16 protein-coding genes are annotated in these 16,410 nt (G+C 32.4%); 11 read left to right on the top strand and 5 right to left on the bottom strand.

What is annotated here, in order from left to right:
- The first annotated feature begins 23 nt into the window (after positions 1–23).
- From L987_RS02775 to L987_RS02740, 8 genes are all read left to right on the top strand, one after another.
- The gene (locus L987_RS02775; RefSeq protein ID WP_047502823.1) at positions 24–2,420 is read left to right on the top strand and encodes a DUF4040 family protein; all 2,397 of its coding nucleotides are present in this window, start codon (positions 24–26) and stop codon (positions 2,418–2,420) included.
- Entirely contained in the window at positions 2,407–2,832 is a 426-nt protein-coding gene (gene mnhB2 / locus L987_RS02770) for a Na+/H+ antiporter Mnh2 subunit B (protein ID WP_047502821.1), read from the top strand. Before L987_RS02775 ends, mnhB2 begins: the two co-directional genes overlap by 14 nt.
- Positions 2,829–3,179 carry a Na+/H+ antiporter Mnh2 subunit C gene (gene mnhC2, locus L987_RS02765; RefSeq protein ID WP_011303736.1) on the top strand — a complete coding sequence of 117 codons (351 nt, stop codon included), beginning with the start codon at positions 2,829–2,831 and terminating at the stop codon, positions 3,177–3,179. Before mnhB2 ends, mnhC2 begins: the two co-directional genes overlap by 4 nt.
- On the top strand, positions 3,172–4,671 hold the full coding sequence (gene mnhD2, locus L987_RS02760) for a Na+/H+ antiporter Mnh2 subunit D (RefSeq protein WP_077461053.1): 1,500 nt from the start codon (positions 3,172–3,174) through the stop codon (positions 4,669–4,671). The genes mnhC2 and mnhD2 overlap by 8 nt, the downstream gene beginning before the upstream one ends.
- On the top strand, positions 4,671–5,153 hold the full coding sequence (gene mnhE2, locus L987_RS02755) for a Na+/H+ antiporter Mnh2 subunit E (protein WP_011303734.1): 483 nt from the start codon (positions 4,671–4,673) through the stop codon (positions 5,151–5,153). Before mnhD2 ends, mnhE2 begins: the two co-directional genes overlap by 1 nt.
- Positions 5,150–5,452, top strand: a complete 303-nt coding sequence (gene mnhF2 / locus L987_RS02750) for a Na+/H+ antiporter Mnh2 subunit F (RefSeq protein ID WP_002484032.1) — start codon at positions 5,150–5,152, stop codon at positions 5,450–5,452. Before mnhE2 ends, mnhF2 begins: the two co-directional genes overlap by 4 nt.
- Positions 5,427–5,873 (top strand): Na+/H+ antiporter subunit G, encoded by a 447-nt coding sequence (locus L987_RS02745; RefSeq protein ID WP_011303733.1) that lies wholly within the window; start codon positions 5,427–5,429, stop codon positions 5,871–5,873. Before mnhF2 ends, L987_RS02745 begins: the two co-directional genes overlap by 26 nt.
- Before the next feature lie 423 nt (positions 5,874–6,296).
- Positions 6,297–8,348, top strand: coding sequence for a cation:proton antiporter (locus L987_RS02740; protein WP_011303732.1), 2,052 nt, complete (start codon positions 6,297–6,299; stop codon positions 8,346–8,348).
- Between the two features lie 495 nt (positions 8,349–8,843).
- On the opposite strand, the gene mntC is transcribed toward L987_RS02740, so the two are convergent.
- Genes mntC through L987_RS02725 form a run of 3 tightly spaced genes read right to left on the bottom strand, consistent with a single transcriptional unit; the run spans position 8,844 to position 11,351 of the window.
- On the bottom strand, positions 8,844–9,773 hold the full coding sequence (gene mntC / locus L987_RS02735) for a manganese ABC transporter substrate-binding lipoprotein MntC (protein WP_047502817.1): 930 nt from the start codon (positions 9,771–9,773) through the stop codon (positions 8,844–8,846).
- Positions 9,770–10,606 (bottom strand): metal ABC transporter permease, encoded by an 837-nt coding sequence (locus L987_RS02730; protein ID WP_100217406.1) that lies wholly within the window; start codon positions 10,604–10,606, stop codon positions 9,770–9,772. Before L987_RS02730 ends, mntC begins: the two co-directional genes overlap by 4 nt.
- A 22-nt stretch (positions 10,607–10,628) precedes the next feature.
- The gene (locus L987_RS02725; RefSeq protein WP_011303729.1) at positions 10,629–11,351 is read right to left on the bottom strand and encodes a metal ABC transporter ATP-binding protein; all 723 of its coding nucleotides are present in this window, start codon (positions 11,349–11,351) and stop codon (positions 10,629–10,631) included.
- Positions 11,352–11,471: 120 nt separating this feature from the next.
- Between L987_RS02725 and L987_RS02720 the strand changes: the two genes are divergently transcribed.
- Entirely contained in the window at positions 11,472–12,116 is a 645-nt protein-coding gene (locus L987_RS02720; RefSeq protein ID WP_011303728.1) for a metal-dependent transcriptional regulator, read from the top strand.
- Positions 12,117–12,215: 99 nt separating this feature from the next.
- Here the strand turns inward: L987_RS02720 and L987_RS02715 are convergent, their stop codons facing one another.
- Entirely contained in the window at positions 12,216–12,965 is a 750-nt protein-coding gene (locus tag L987_RS02715) for a M50 family metallopeptidase (RefSeq protein WP_011303727.1), read from the bottom strand.
- A gap of 302 nt (positions 12,966–13,267) precedes the next feature.
- Between L987_RS02715 and tarA the strand changes: the two genes are divergently transcribed.
- The gene (tarA, locus tag L987_RS02710) at positions 13,268–14,014 is read left to right on the top strand and encodes an N-acetylglucosaminyldiphosphoundecaprenol N-acetyl-beta-D-mannosaminyltransferase TarA (protein ID WP_011303726.1); all 747 of its coding nucleotides are present in this window, start codon (positions 13,268–13,270) and stop codon (positions 14,012–14,014) included.
- Positions 14,015–14,187: 173 nt separating this feature from the next.
- Here the strand turns inward: tarA and tagH are convergent, their stop codons facing one another.
- Positions 14,188–14,982 (bottom strand): teichoic acids export ABC transporter ATP-binding subunit TagH, encoded by a 795-nt coding sequence (gene tagH / locus L987_RS02705; protein ID WP_011303725.1) that lies wholly within the window; start codon positions 14,980–14,982, stop codon positions 14,188–14,190.
- Positions 14,983–15,382: 400 nt separating this feature from the next.
- Between tagH and L987_RS02700 the strand changes: the two genes are divergently transcribed.
- Positions 15,383–16,183, top strand: coding sequence for an ABC transporter permease (locus L987_RS02700; RefSeq protein ID WP_002484022.1), 801 nt, complete (start codon positions 15,383–15,385; stop codon positions 16,181–16,183).
- The last annotated feature ends 227 nt before the right edge of the window (positions 16,184–16,410 follow it).

Genomic DNA, 16,410 nt, shown 5'->3' with positions numbered 1-16,410 from the left:
ATAATAACTAAAGGGGGGATACGATGAGTTTAGTATATCTACTAAGCACTTTAATATTAATAATGGTCATTCTATTATTTACACTGACAAATATAAAATTCCAGAAATATGCTGGACATATAGCACTTTTAGCACCCATAGTTGCTTCGGTTTACTTTTTGTATCAGCTACCATCTGTGATGCAAGGAAACTTTGTATCAGTTAAAATACCTTGGCTCACATTATTAGATATCAATATAGACTTTCGACTTGATGGTTTAAGTTTATTTTTTAGTTTATTAATTTCTCTTATTGGATTAGCCGTTGTTTATTATGCAACACAATACTTATCTAAAGAACATGATAATTTACCACGTTTTTATGTATATTTATTATTATTTATGTTCAGTATGTTAGGCATTGTAACAGCTAACAATACAATTTTAATGTATGTATTCTGGGAATTAACAAGTGTTTCCTCATTTTTACTTATTGTTTATTGGTACAGTAAGGGTGATAGTCAGTTCGGTGCAATACAATCGTTTATGATTACAGTATTTGGTGGACTGGCATTATTGGCAGGTTTCATCATGATCTACAGTGTAACTGGTACGAATTCAATCACTTCTATTATTGAACAGAGTGATAAAATTGCACAAAGTCAATTATTTATACCAATTATCATCCTGCTACTACTTGGCGCATTTACTAAATCTGCCCAATTTCCTTTCCATATATGGTTACCAAAAGCCATGGCAGCACCGACACCTGTGAGTGCGTATCTACATTCAGCTACTATGGTAAAAGCAGGTATCTTTTTACTATTTAGATTTACATCTGTATTAGGATTAAGTGATTTTTACATTTATAGTGTCACATTTGTTGGTTTAATTACGATGATTTTTGGTGCAGTGAATGCCACAAGACAATTTGATATGAAAGCAATATTAGCTTACTCAACCATTAGTCAATTAGGAATGATTGTTTCTATGGTAGGCCTTGGAGGTGGCTTTGCACAACATCCAACAGGTGAGTTGTCAAAAATTTATGGCATGATTTTATTTGCAGCACTATTCCATCTGATGAATCACGCATTATATAAAGGTGCCTTATTTATGGGCGTAGGTATTATCGACCATGAAACGGGTACAAGGGATATTCGCCGTTTATCTGGTTTGAAAAAAGTATTTCCAATCACACACATTGTGATGTTACTATCTGCTTTATCTATGGCAGGTATACCGTTTTTAAATGGCTTTTTAAGTAAAGAGATGTTCTTTGATGGATTAGTAAGTACAGTTGAATTACCTCAATTTAATCTCACGCTTACAGTTATCATTACTGTAATCGGTGTGATCGCAAGTATATTCACATTGGTTTATGGTGTTTATATGATCAAAGAAGTATTCTGGGGAGACTATCAACAAGCAGACTTACCAAAAAAATCACCGCATGAACCATTTTTATTCACGCTACCTTCTGCAATTATGATGATTTTGTTACCGGTCATATTCTTTATTCCTAATCTATTTGGACATAATATCATTTTACCGGCATTACGAAGTATCACAATTGGAGAAAAAGTAGATCAAGTTGCACCGCATGTATCACAATGGCATGGCTTTAACTTACCGTTAATCTTAAGCTTAATTGTGATAGTAGTCGGATTTATCATGGCACTTAGAATTAATTGGAAAAAGTATGCAAATCAAGTGAAAGTAAAAACGATTACTGATTTATATTTAGGTTCATATAAACAATTTGAACATTATTCTGGTTATGGTATTCGCTCATTAATGAATAACCGTTTGAATCATTATATTACGATTACCTTGCTCATTTTTAGTATGGTTGTCATCTACGGTATGATTCAAGCTGGTTTCCCAGAAGTACATCAAATTCATGTAAGTGATTTCGGTCCGATAGAGGTCATTACGTTAATTGTTGTATTCGTCCTGGGTATTGCACTCACCTTTATTAGACAACGTTTAACTATGGTTGTCCTTAATGGAATTATTGGTTATTGTGTAACGATATTCTTTATCTTAATGAAAGCACCAGATTTAGCGTTAACGCAATTAGTAGTAGAAACAATAACAACAATTCTATTTATTGTTAGTTTCTCTAGACTGCCTAACGTACCACGTGCGAAAGTTAATAAAAAACGTGAAGCAGTCAAAATTATTGTTTCATTATTGATGGCAGTCATTGTTGTTACACTTGTATTTATTGCACAACAAGGTGATTCGATGCCAACAATTTCAACATTCTATCATGATGCATATAAATTAACAGGTGGTAAAAATATCGTGAATGCAATTCTTGGAGATTTCCGTGCCATAGATACATTGTTTGAAGGTATGGTACTCATTATTGCCGGATTAGGTATTTATACGCTACTTAACTTTAAAGAACGGAGGGGTCAAGATGAAAGAGAATGATGTTGTATTAAAAACCGTAACGAAGATCGTTGTGTTTATTTTGTTAACATTTGGATTCTACTTGTTTTTGGCAGGTCATAATAATCCAGGTGGCGGATTTATCGGCGGTCTCGTGTTTAGTTCAGCGTTTTTACTAATGTTCTTGGCTTTTGATGTTAAACAAGTATTAGTAGCGTTACCGCTTGATTTTAGAATTCTAATGATTTGTGGTTCATTACTATCATTTCTCACTGCTGTTGTACCTATGTTCTTTGGTAAACCGTTCCTTTACCAAACAGATGCTTATGTACAATTACCGTTATTAGGGGAAGTGCACTTAACGACAGTTACCCTATTTGAAGCGGGAATCGTATTAGCCGTTGTGGGTGTTGTTGTGACCGTTATGTTGTCTATCAGTGGTGGTCGTTCATGAATCTGATATTATTAATGGTCATTGGCTTCTTAATATTTATAGGAACGTATATGATATTATCAGTCAATTTAATCCGTATTGTTATAGGCATTTCGATTTATACACACGCAGGTAATTTAATTATTATGAGTATGGGTAATTATAGTAAAAATAAAGTGGAACCTTTAATAGGTGAAGGAAGTCAAAATTTTGTCGATCCTTTATTACAAGCCATTGTTTTAACGGCGATTGTTATTGGTTTTGCTATGACGGCTTTCCTTCTTGTATTAGTTTACAGAACCTATCGTGTGACAAAAGAAGATGAAATTGATGTATTGAGAGGTGATGACGACGATGCTAATGAGTAATTTATTGATTTTACCATTACTTCTGCCAGCTGTATGTGCTTTAGGCCTTGTGTTTATACGTACACACAGTAGATTATCTAGAATATTTTCTATCGGTACAATGGCAGTAACGACAGTTGTTTCATTGCTTCTACTAATTTATGTTATGTACCATAAGCCGATTGCTTTAGATTTTGGTGGTTGGCAAGCACCTTTTGGTATACAGTTTGTCGGTGACTCACTAAGTCTCTTATTGGTTACAACATCAAGTTTTGTTGTCACACTGATTATGGCATATGGATTTGGTAGAACTGAAAAACGTGCCATTCGTTATTATCTACCAAGTTTTATTTTGTTTTTAACAGTGGGTGTCATCGGTTCGTTCTTAACGGCAGATTTATTTAACATCTATGTTATGTTCGAAGTGATGTTACTAGCGTCATTTGTACTTATCACTTTGGGACAATCAGTTGAGCAGTTACGTGCAGCCATTATCTATGTAGTATTGAATATATTAGGTTCATGGTTACTCTTGCTCGGTGTTGGTTTGTTATACAAACTGACTGGTACACTAAACTTTACGCTTGTTGCACAAAGATTAAATGAAATGGATGATAAGAGTTCAATTGTCATTGTCTCTATGGTCTTCTTGATTGCATTCAGTGCCAAAGCAGCACTTGTGCTATTTATGTGGTTACCTAAGGCATATGCCGTATTAAATACTGAACTGGCTGCATTGTTTGCTGCTTTAATGACTAAAGTCGGTGCATATGCATTAATTCGTTTCTTCACATTAATATTTGATGAACATAGTGGTATTACACATCCATTATTAGTCTTTTTATCTTGTATTACGATGTTGATTGGTGCATTTGGTGTACTTGCTTATAGGGATATTAAGAAAATTGCTGCCTATCAAGTTATTCTATCGATTGGTTTCATAATTTTAGGATTAGGTACGAATACAATCGCTGGCGTAAACGGCGCGATCTTTTATTTAGCAAATGATATTGTAGTGAAAACATTGCTTTTCTTTATTATTGGTAGTTTGGTATACATTACTGGTCTTAGACAATATAAAAGTTTATATGGGCTTGCCAAACAAGAACCCTTCTTTGGTGTAGCTTTTGTAGTCATGATATTAGCAATCGGCGGCGTGCCACCATTTAGTGGTTTTCCAGGTAAAGTATTTATTTTTAAAGGTGCGATTGAAAATGGAAATTACATTGGTTTAGCATTAATGATTATAACGAGTTTAATTGCTATGTTTAGTTTATTTAGAATTTTCTTTGTGATGTACCTTGGTAATGAAAACAAAGGAGAGGCAATTGTATTTAATAAAATACCTACTTATCGTAAAAATTTAATCGGCGTACTGGTTGCTATGATCATCGTAATGGGCTTAGCCGCACCATTACTATTTAAAGTGACAGATAATGCGACACATTTAAATATGGATGATGGATTATATGAAAAAATGGTAAATCCTCATTTAATAAAGGGGGATAAATAATGAGACAAGTCTTACTTAATATTGTCATCGCATTTTTATGGGTATTATTTCAAGATGAAGACTCTTTTAAATTATCCACCTTCTTTGCAGGTTATCTCATTGGTATATTAGTTATCTATATTTTACACCGCTTTTTCGGCCAACAATTTTATTTAAAAAAAGTTTGGGTTGGTATTAAATTTTTAGCCGTGTATCTTTACCAATTAATAACATCAAGTATGACAATAATCAATTATATTTTATTTAAGACCAAAGATTTAAATCCAGGATTAGTGACTTATGAAACAACATTAGATAATGATTGGGAAGTCACATTCTTAACTATATTGATCATCATCACGCCAGGATCAACCGTAATTAGAATATCTAAAGAAAAGAAAAAGTTCTTTATACATGCAATTGACGTTTCCGACAAAGAGAAGCAAAAATTGTTGAAAAGTATTAGACAATATGAAGGACTCATATTGGAGGTGGCAGAATGATCGGCACACTAACAGATTTTTTCATAACAAGCGCACTGATTTTATTTGGTATTGCTTTATTATTAACTTTATTTAGATTAATTAAAGGACCGACCACTGCGGATAGAGTTGTCACATTCGATGCTGCTAGTGCTATATTGATGTCTATGGTTGGTTTGTTAAGTATTGTATTTGGAACTTTTTCGTTCTTGGATTCAATCTTACTTATCGCTATCATTTCATTCGTAAGTACGGTGTCAATTTCTAGATTTATAGAAGGGGGACACGTCTTCAATGCAAATAACAAGCGAAATCGTTAATCTAATCGCAGCAATTATGATTTTCTTAGGAAGTATCATTGCTTTAATAAGTTCTATTGGATTAATCAAATTCCAGGATGTTTTTTTACGAAGTCATGCAGCGACTAAAAGTTCTACGCTATCTGTATTATTAACGTTAGTGGGTGTTATCATATTCTTTATTTCTTCACAAGGCTATTTAAGTGTAAGACTAATATTAGCACTGGTGTTTATTAATTTAACATCTCCAGTTGGTGGACATTTGATTTCACGTGCCGCTTATCGAACTGGCGCTTATATGTATAGAAAAAGTGATGCACCAAGACAAACGAATATTTTACTGAGTTCCTCTGAAAACAATACGTTTGAGCAACTGAAACAACGTGCGCATGAACGTGAAGAACGAAGACGTAAAACTTATGAAAAAGAGCATGATTATTAATGAACGAATATAATCGCAGGAAGTAGGATGATGAGACCCGTTTCGGCTGGGTTTCCATGCTACTTCTTTTTTTGTTGTTAAGTACATGATGATAAAATATGATTGCTGCACAATGAATTTAATTGCTTAAATAAAAAGTTTTGTAGCAATAGAATGATATAAGAGTGAATAAATAAAAAATATGTATGAAATATTTTATTTTCAAGTGCAATACGTTTAAGTGATGGGGCATAAAATGATAAAATAAAATATATTTGTAATTGTGTTTATTTTTAAGTTCATTATCAAATTGGGGAATGAAATTAATTTGATAATTTGTGATTAAGAGTTTGGGACGCAATATATTCATGTAAAGACGATGTTATTTTTTGTTTCAACCTCAACAATTATGAAAGAATAATGACGTTTAAAAGAGGTGAAACCTTGCAAATATTTGAAACTATACTTATATTTTTAGCACTAGTCATATTAAGTTCATTCTTACACACTTTTCTTCCAAAAATACCTTTAGCTTTCATTCAAATTATATTAGGTATGCTATTGTATGTCACACCTATTCCAGTACAATTTAATTTTGATTCAGAATTATTTATGGTGGCTTTAATTGCTCCGTTACTTTTCGTAGAGGGTGTTAAAGTCTCTCGTGTTCATTTAAGGCGATATATTAAACCTGTGTTAATGATGGCATTAGGGTTGGTAGTGACAACTGTGATTGTAGTAGGTTTATTTGTGCATTGGATTTGGCCTGAGTTACCTATGGCAGCTGCTTTCGCACTCGCTGCAATATTGTGTCCAACGGATGCCGTTGCAGTCCAAGCAATCACGAATGGCAAAGTACTTCCTAAAGGTTCTATGACAATTTTAGAGGGTGAGTCTTTATTAAATGATGCAGCAGGTATCATATCTTTTAAAATTGCCGTAGCAGCATTGATTACAGGTGGATTTTCAATGGTGAATGCAGTTGAACAATTTTTAATTTCTTCAATTGGTGGATTTATTGTTGGGTTATTAATTGGTGTCGCACTTGTTCGTTTCCGTGTGACGTTATCAAGACGTGGCATTGAAAATATTAATATGTTTACATTTATCCAACTTGTAACACCATTTATCACATATATCGTTGCCGAAATGTTCCATGCTTCTGGTATTATTGCAGCAGTTGTTGCAGGTTTAGTACATGGTTTTGAACGTGATCGAATTGCTCAAGCACGTACTAGGTTGCAGATGAGCTATAATCACACATGGAATATATTAGGATATGCATTAAATGGATTTGTGTTTTCTATCTTAGGATTTTTAATTCCTGAAGTTGTAGGGAGAATTATTGAGAACGAACCGCATAACTTAATATTCTTAATTACTGTGACATGTCTTATTGCATTAGCTATTTATCTGTTCAGATTTTTATGGGTTTTTGTTTTATATCCTTATTTTTATTTACCGGTGAGCCCGTTCCAAAAAATGATTTCACATAATGAGGATGATCAGAAAACTGCAGAAACCCCGCCAAAAAGAGGCATGTATGCGTTTATAATGACGTTGTGTGGGGTGCATGGTACGATTTCCTTAGCAATCGCACTGACATTGCCATATATGTTAGCAGATCATCATTCATTTATTTTTAGAGATGACCTATTATTTATTGCCTCAGGTATGGTTATTATCAGTTTAATTGTGGCACAGATGATTTTACCAGTCGTTACACCGAATGCTAAAAAACCTAAAATCGTTGGTATGAACTTTAAGCAGGCACGTGTTTATATTTTAGAAAAAGTTATCGATTCATTAAATCAGCAATCGTCAGTTACGTCTAGTTTCCAATATGGTAATGTTATAAAAGATTATCATGATAAGCTAGCATTTTTAAGAACGGTTGAAAATGAAGATGAAAATACTAAAGAGCTTCAGAGACTTCAAAAATTAGCATTTGATGTAGAAAATCAAACATTAAATGGTCTTGTTGAAAATGGCGATATTACTACAAACGTGTTGGATAACTACATGCGTTATACAGAACGAACACAAGTATATAAACAAGCTTCGTTATTACAACGTATCAAAGTTGAAGTAAGAGCAATGATTTTAAAGAGAAGAATACGTACGAAAGTGAAAACGAATGCGGCCTCTCCATTATCTGTTGTAGATAACTTACGTGAGATTTCCAACATTATGCGTACAGTACATTATCGTGTAGTGAGTCGATTAGGCAAAGAAACAACGGAAAACAATAAATTAGAAGTTGGTATGATTTGTGATAGTTATCTTATTCGTATCGATAATTTAACACCTTCCAATTTCTTTAATCCTAAAAATGAGAACTCTATCACGAAAATTAAATTAAGCGCATTAAAAGAGCAACGTCGTATTTTAAATCAACTTGTAGAAGATGAAGAAGTAAGTGAAGTAACAGCTTTAAAAATTCGTGAAGCAATTAATTATGATGAGATGATTATTGTAGATAGTTCAACGGATTGATAAGGTAATAAATAACACTAGATTCCATTTTGGAAGATAGTTATAAACTGCCAACAAAGTATCCAACTTTGTTGGCAGTTTTTTTTGAACACTTTTAGCAGGTACTGTCTTAACCTGTAGTTTTTGGCTAGTATTTTCCCGTAAGAGTCAGTCGAATATGATATGTAAAAGATGAATACTTGAGCTAAAGCGCATGCATAAGTGCCACTAAGTCATGTAATGAGAAGGAATAATTGAGCTAAAGCTCATGCATAAGCGAAACTAATTTTTTTCAAAGTGGAGGAATACTTGAGCTAAAGCGCATGCATAAGTGCCACTAAGTCAATGACTAAGTGGCACTAAAAAAACTCCATCAATGGGGGGAGGAGCCACCATTGATGGAGTGTAAGGGAGATGATTTAAGGCTTGAATACCACCATGCCGTACGTTTAATTAGGAGGGAAGTCGTACGACATGGGACTATTCACCTATGACTAGGTTAATAGCCCGCACCATCTATTCCATGCTGCCGTGTACAGTTTCTATATTCGATTTCATCATATTGTAATATGAATCACCTTTAGAACCTTCTTGTCCGATTGAATCGGTAAATACTTCACCGTATATATCTTTCTTCGTTTCTTCACTTAAACTTTGCATACTCTTCTTATCGACACTTGTCTCGACAAGTAAGTGTTTAAGTTGATTATCTTTCACGAATTCAATTGCTTGTTTCATTTGTTCAGGAGTACCTTGTTTTTCAGTATTAATTTCCCAAATATAACCTGGCTTAATGTCATATTGTTTAGAGAAATATTTAAAAGCACCTTCACTTGTAATCATTGCTCTGCGATCTTTTGGAATATCATTGAATTTTTCGTGACTCTCTTTATTTAATGATTCTAATTTAGCAATATAGTCTTTACTATGAGATTCGATATCTTCTTTGTGTTTTTCATCATGTTTTAATAAGGTATCACGTATCGTTTCAACATATTTAATCCCATTTTCTAAACTTAGCCATGCATGAGGATCTTGTTTAGATTCATCGCCTTCAGCACCATTTAAATAAAAAGGTTTTACTTTTTCAGATACTTTAACCACACTGTCATCTTTAGTTGATTTATTAGCTTGAGATAACGCTTTGTCGAACCAACCATTACCAGTTTCTAAATTTAAGCCATTATAGAAAACAATATCTGCATCTGTTAATGCTTTGATGTCTTTTGGTTTTACTTCATATTCATGAGGATCTTGACCAACAGGGACAATACTGTGAATTTCGACATTATCACCACCGGCATTTTTCACCATATCGTATAAAATAGAGTTAGTCGTAACGACTTTTAGTTTTTCATTTGAATTTGAGTTTGAATCACTTTTTCCATTACTACATGCTGCTAAAAATAATAGTAGGATAAGTGCAATCGATATTAACTTTTTCATATTTGTTGTCCTTTCTTATTGAAAATATTGAATTTGTTTAAAATGAATATCACAACATAAATTATAAATGCACAGAATACAATTGTGGCACCACTTGGAATGTTATAAACATAACTAATATACAAACCAACAATTGCACTAATCGTACTTATAATACTTGAAATAATCATCATAGTATGTAATTTTTTGGCGATTAAAAATGCTGCAGAAGCAGGTGTAATCAATAGTGCTACTACTAAGATAATGCCAACGGTTTGAATACTTGCGACAGTTACGAGAGATAATAACAACATTACAAAATAATGAAATACAGTTGTATTTAATCCGCTCATTCTACTGAAAACTGGATCAAATGTAGATACCATTAATGGTCTATAAAAAATGATGATTAACACCATTACAATGATACCTACAATAATAGTTGACCAAAATGTAGATTGTGTAACAGCAAGTAAATTACCGAATAATATATGATATAAATCAGTGGTACTGTTAATCAAACTGATTAAAATAACACCTGTGGCTAAAAATGCTGTAAAACTAATCCCAATGGCAGCATCTGGTTTGGTTTTACTATTTTTAGTAATGAAGCCAATGAAAATACTTGCAATCATACCTGTAATTAATGCACCAATAAACATTGGTATACCAAATAAAAATGATAATGCAACACCAGGTAATACGGCATGACTCATTGCATCACCCATAAGTGAAAGTCCCCTTAAAACAATAAGACAGCCAACAGTACCACATACAATCCCAACAACAATTGAAATGATTAGGGCGTTGCTCAAAAATTTATAGTCTAGCAAATGCTGTAAAAATTCCATAATAAGTTAAGTCCTTTCTAAAAAATTAAGTCGTTCCGCTTTGTACTGTGGCATTTAAAAACGTTTTGTTTAGATTTTCTGGTTGCATAGCGGTAATGCTATCCCCAAAATAGCGAATATTTCTATTTAATAGAATGACACGATCAAAGTATTCTTCGGTTTTAGATAGATCATGATGGACAATGAGTAATAATTTGCCTTCCTCTTTTAACTTGCGTAATTGATGCATAATGATTTGTTCACTATGGAAATCAATCCCTACAAAAGGTTCATCTAATAAGTACAAGGTACTTTCAGACATTAAAGCACGTGCTACAAGTACACGTTGTAATTGACCGCCACTTAATTCTGAAATTTGACGGTGACGCAAGTCTTCTAATTCCAAAGTTTGCATTAATTGATTTAAGCGCTGTTTCGTAGTTGGCGTCACCCACCTAAACCAACCGATATCTTTGTAAGCTCCTGATAAGACTACATGCTCCACATTTATAGGAAAATCTAAATCTATGTGCGCTTTTTGAGGGATATAAGTGACATGCTTCAAATTATTTTGTATGGAATCATCATTTAACTGAGCAGAACCTGTTGGTTTGAATTCACCAATCAGTGATTTAATAAATGAGGATTTTCCGGCACCATTAGGCCCCATAATACCTATGATTTCGCCCTGAATAGGTATGGATAAATTAATATCTTGAAGTACATGTTTATTCCCAAGTGTAAGATTTAAGTTTTCTACCTTTAACATTTTAAACCTCCTTAATAATATTTTTAGGCTAACCTAATTTAATTTATAATATACCATGAACTTTTAGCGTGTCAAGTTGATTCGTGATACAATAAGGTGAATGATTTGAGAGGTGAGATAATGCTAACTGAAGAAAAAGAAGACTATTTAAAAGCAATTTTAACGCATGATGGTGACCATTCTTTTGTTTCGAATAAGACGCTATCCCAATATTTAACTATTAAGCCACCATCTGTAAGTGAGATGGTTAATCGTTTGGAGAAGTCAGGGTATGTTGAAACAAAACCATATAAAGGTGTAAAGCTTTCAAAGGAAGGTTTAACATATACATTAGATATCATTAAACGTCATAGATTATTAGAATTATTTTTAATAAAAATTTTGCAATATAATTGGGAAGAGGTACATCAAGAAGCAGAAGTACTGGAACACAAAGTATCTCACTTATTTGTGGAGCGTTTAGATAAGTTATTAGATTATCCAATCACATGTCCACATGGCGGTATTATCCCGAGAGATAATCAATATAAAGAATTATATACAACCAATTTATTAGCGTTTGATACTGGTGATACAGTGACAATCAAACGTGTACGTGATAGAACGGACTTATTAATCTACTTATCAAGTAAAGATATATTGATTGATGAACGTATTGAAATCTTGAGTAAAGATGATACAAATAAAGTTATTATTGTAAAGAAAGATGAGCAAATTACAGTATTAAGTTATGACAATGCCGCGCATATATACGCTGAAATTTAAATTTACTAATAGCCGTGTATAACATAGTTGAAAAACATAAAAAAGCAACCGCCTAAAAATTGAGCGGTTGCTTTTTGCATGATAGAAACCATTTTACTGTCAGAATGAAAAATAGGATTGTAGTAGATGATAAATTGTAAATAGATTAATGGCAATCCATATTAAACTAAATAAGGCCGTTGGCAAATGCGTGAGTTCTTTGAGTGTCGTGCCATCCCATGAGACATTTTGAAGTGAAAATGTTAGCTTAAAAATCGTCCAAGATGATTGGAGTACTTCGCCAAGTAGCACACCTAAAATAAAATGATAGCTAATAGAGACGATATAAAGCATCATTTGTTGATTATCACTTTGGAATAAAAAATATAATAAAGCGATGAGTAATAAGACAATTAAAATAGGGACTAATTTTCTTGATGTTAATGCTAGAAAATAAATGAAAATGATTAAGTAAGCAGTAATAAATAAACTAGGGTATTGATTTTCTAGCGCTAAAAAACCTAAAAGCAACATTAATGGTGGCATGATGTAACCGCCAAATGTTGTGATAGCTTGACCTAACGATGATTTAGATTGAGTAATCGCAAATCCTTGTTGAGAAGTTTCTATACGTTCTGAAGGTTTAGCAACAATAACTAAATCTTTTGCTTTACCACCACTTATTTTATTGAATAAGATATGGCCAAATTCATGCGTTAGTACTGGGATATAATTTAAATAAATATCGAGTATCTGATTTACAGATTTATATCTGTAAGTATGAATGATGATATAAATTAATGCGATAATCAGAACCCAAATTAAGTTGAGTTGTATTGTAGAACTAAAAAATGCTTGTATTTTTGTCATAATGTAACCTCGGTTTAGAATTCCTACAATCTCTTTTATAATTGAGATTGTTATAGCATAAACTTAATTATAAAGTAATTTAATATAGAAAGCATTTGGACTTTTGACGTAGATTGTGGTTAAAGTTGAATATTAAAAGCATGCGCATATAACGTTTAGAGTTGAATTTATGCTTATGATAATAAATTTAGATCAGTATAGGTTACAAAATCGTTTAATTTATAGTCACGTGTACTTATTGAATATGTTACTATAACAATAATAAATTGATAAGATGTATTTGAGTGAGGAGATTCTAAATCATGATGGAAAACAACCATATAGATAAAATAGATGTGTTATCTGTCTATTTTGATAATGTGACATTATTGGAAATGCGCAACAATATTAAGCGATTTTTTCTGGCAGATGAAGGGGAAAATTTATTTATCGTTACTGCAAATCCTGAAATTGTGGACTATGCTACAGAAAACGAAGCATATCGTAAATTAATTAATAGTGCAGATTATGTTATTCCAGATGGAACTGGTATAGTCAAAGCGGCAAGTATACTGAAGACACCATTGAAGACGCGAGTACCTGGAATTGAATTAATGGAAGAATGTTTAAAAATTGCAAATGCTAATAACCAAAAAGTTTTTTTATTAGGTGCTAAAAATGATGTTGTGATGAAGGCAGAACAGAAACTTACTGAGAAATATCCTGATATAAACTTTGATTTTCATCATGGTTTCTTTGATTTAACAGATGAAATGGTGTTAAAACAAGTCACATCATTTAATCCGGATTATATCTTTGTTGGTATGGGTTATCCGAGACAAGAGCAATGGATAGAGCGACATGCACACCGTTTTAATAAAACGGTACTCATGGGTGTAGGTGGCTCAATTGAAGTGTTTAGTGGAACGAAAAAAAGAGCGCCTGTATTATTTAGAAAAATGAATTTAGAATGGGTATATCGCTTACTTATTGATTGGAAACGTATCGGTAGAATCAAAGCAATTCCCAAATTTTTGTATAAAGTATTTAAATTGAGATTAAAGAAATAACATTAGAAAGCACAGTGATTGTAATCTGTTATTCATAAAACAGGTTGTAGTTTTAAGTTAGTGTCATAAGCAAAAAGTGTTACTTGAGCTGAATTTTACTTAAGTACATATAAATTAGGAGTCCGAGACATAGGTTTATTGATGTCTCGGACTCCTATTTAAATTTAAGTCATTTATTTTACAACAAATCTTGAACTATCTAAGTCATTTCTGAATTTCTTTTGTTCTCCTTTAGAACGCTTTTTAAAGTCGTTTAAGAATTTTTCATATTCAGGGAGAACGTCATCTAATTCACCGAATTGTTTAAGTTTGCCTGCTTCAATCCAAGCAATTTTAGTACAGAATTCACGTACTTGTTTCATATTATGACTAACAAAGAATATCGTTTTACCTTGTTCTTTATATTCAAATATCTTATCTAAACATTTTTGCGCAAAGGTTTGGTCACCTACAGATAATGCTTCGTCGATGACGAGAATGTCAGGGTTAGTTGTGATGTTGATAGAGAAACCAAGCTTAGCACGCATACCACTTGAATATTTTTTTACAGGTTGATATATAAATTCTCCTAGTTCACTAAATTCAATGATTTCAGGTGTGAGCTTTTTAATTTGCTTACGCGTAAAGCCCATACAAAGCATTTTGAATTCAATGTTTTCGATACCTGTTAATTGACCATTTAATCCTGCATTAATCGCAATGACACTTACATCACCATCACGTTTGATATCGCCTTCAGTAGGAGACAGAGAGCCACCAATCATATTACTCAAAGTAGATTTACCCGAGCCATTTATACCTACTAAACCGATGACATCACCTTCATAAGCCGTTAATGACAAATCATTTAATGCATAGAACGTTTTATTTTTATGAAAAGGAACAATGACATCCTTTAAACGTTCTTTATTATTACGATAAATACGATATTCTTTAGTTACATGTTCAATGTTAACCGATACGTTCATATTTTTACCTTCCTTGTTTACAGTTAATACCATTATATTATACATTATATTAGTTGTTAAATTTATTAACCTATTGTAAAGTAAGTGAGTACAATTTAACATAATTATTACTTATACAGTTGTTAAATTTTACTGAATATACATTATAAAATCAACTATTAATGATAAAGTTAAAAAATAATATAGATACGAAACGCTTTTATCTGAATTTATAATAACTATTTTTCATTATTTTAATATATAACATGCTAACTTAATAACACTTTTCAAAATGAGTCATATGCGAATAGAATGAAAGTTGTTATGTAACGACATAAAGCGTATATTGGAATTGAATACAATAAATAGCGTCATGAATAAATGATGATAAGCAAATCGATTGAAAGTGTGGTTTATTTAAATGAATGCAGTGTGGATAGTATTTAGAGAGCATTTTAAAAATTTCTATCTTATACAAAGGCTTGCGCAGTTCCAAGTGAAAATTACGAATACGAATAATTATTTAGGTATGGCTTGGGAATTAATTAATCCAGCGATGCAAATTATGGTTTATTGGTTTGTCTTTGGTCTGGGGATTAGAAGTAATAATCCTATAGACGGCGTGCCATTTATTTATTGGTTACTCGTAGGTATAAGTATGTGGTTCTTTGTTAACCAAGGTATTTTAGAAGGAACAAAGTCAATAGCAACGAAGTATAATCATGTAGCGAAAATGAATTTTCCGTTATCCATCATCCCTTCCTATATTGTAATGAGTAGATTCTACGGTCATCTAGCATTACTCGTTGTTGTTATATTCATATGTATGTTAGCTGGCTATTATCCAACAATTTATACATTACAACTGTTTTTATACGTACCATTTGCACTAATCCTTACAACAGCGATTGCTTTGTTCACCTCTACATTAGGTGTACTCGTTAAAGATACGCAACAGGCAATTCAAGCTTTAATGAGAATGGTATTCTTTGCTTCATCTATTTTAATTGTACCGCCAGAAGGTATTGTAAAAGATGTAATGAAATTAAATCCGATTTATTATTTAGCAGAGGCATATCGTTCTGCTGTGTTACACAAAGAGTGGTACTTTATTACACATTGGGAATTAACGTTGTATAACATGTTTATTATTATACTTCTGTTTATACTCGGTTCAATACTTCATATGCGTTATCGAGATCATTTTGCAGATTTCATGTAAATAAGTAGATATTTAAAGTATAGAGAATGCTGAATCAATGAATTTAGCGCGTAATATATTGAAATCAAAGTCTGGGACATAATGATATGTCTCAGACTTTTTTACACTCAACATAATTGCTTACTACGCTTTAGAACTACTGTGATTTGCGTGAAATGAGCCGTATAAATGCACGAATATAAGTGCATGTAATCCTATTAAAATGTTGGCGGTTATTATAAAGGCGT

Origin of the sequence: Staphylococcus sp. ZWU0021 (assembly GCF_000798895.1) — a bacterium.
Lineage (GTDB): Bacteria > Bacillota > Bacilli > Staphylococcales > Staphylococcaceae > Staphylococcus > Staphylococcus saprophyticus.
Note: the sequence above shows the minus strand (reverse complement) of the source record. Positions and strands in the feature narration are given on the sequence as shown.

Coding starts and splice junctions, on each gene's coding strand:
- L987_RS02775 (WP_047502823.1), top strand. CDS start 24: ATGAGTTTAGTATATCTACTAAGCACTTTAATATTAATAATGGTCATT.
- mnhB2 (WP_047502821.1), top strand. CDS start 2,407: ATGAAAGAGAATGATGTTGTATTAAAAACCGTAACGAAGATCGTTGTG.
- mnhC2 (WP_011303736.1), top strand. CDS start 2,829: ATGAATCTGATATTATTAATGGTCATTGGCTTCTTAATATTTATAGGA.
- mnhD2 (WP_077461053.1), top strand. CDS start 3,172: ATGAGTAATTTATTGATTTTACCATTACTTCTGCCAGCTGTATGTGCT.
- mnhE2 (WP_011303734.1), top strand. CDS start 4,671: ATGAGACAAGTCTTACTTAATATTGTCATCGCATTTTTATGGGTATTA.
- mnhF2 (WP_002484032.1), top strand. CDS start 5,150: ATGATCGGCACACTAACAGATTTTTTCATAACAAGCGCACTGATTTTA.
- L987_RS02745 (WP_011303733.1), top strand. CDS start 5,427: ATGCAAATAACAAGCGAAATCGTTAATCTAATCGCAGCAATTATGATT.
- mntC (WP_047502817.1), bottom strand. CDS start 9,773: ATGAAAAAGTTAATATCGATTGCACTTATCCTACTATTATTTTTAGCA.
- L987_RS02725 (WP_011303729.1), bottom strand. CDS start 11,351: ATGTTAAAGGTAGAAAACTTAAATCTTACACTTGGGAATAAACATGTA.
- L987_RS02720 (WP_011303728.1), top strand. CDS start 11,472: ATGCTAACTGAAGAAAAAGAAGACTATTTAAAAGCAATTTTAACGCAT.
- L987_RS02715 (WP_011303727.1), bottom strand. CDS start 12,965: ATGACAAAAATACAAGCATTTTTTAGTTCTACAATACAACTCAACTTA.
- tarA (WP_011303726.1), top strand. CDS start 13,268: ATGATGGAAAACAACCATATAGATAAAATAGATGTGTTATCTGTCTAT.
- tagH (WP_011303725.1), bottom strand. CDS start 14,982: ATGAACGTATCGGTTAACATTGAACATGTAACTAAAGAATATCGTATT.
- L987_RS02700 (WP_002484022.1), top strand. CDS start 15,383: ATGAATGCAGTGTGGATAGTATTTAGAGAGCATTTTAAAAATTTCTAT.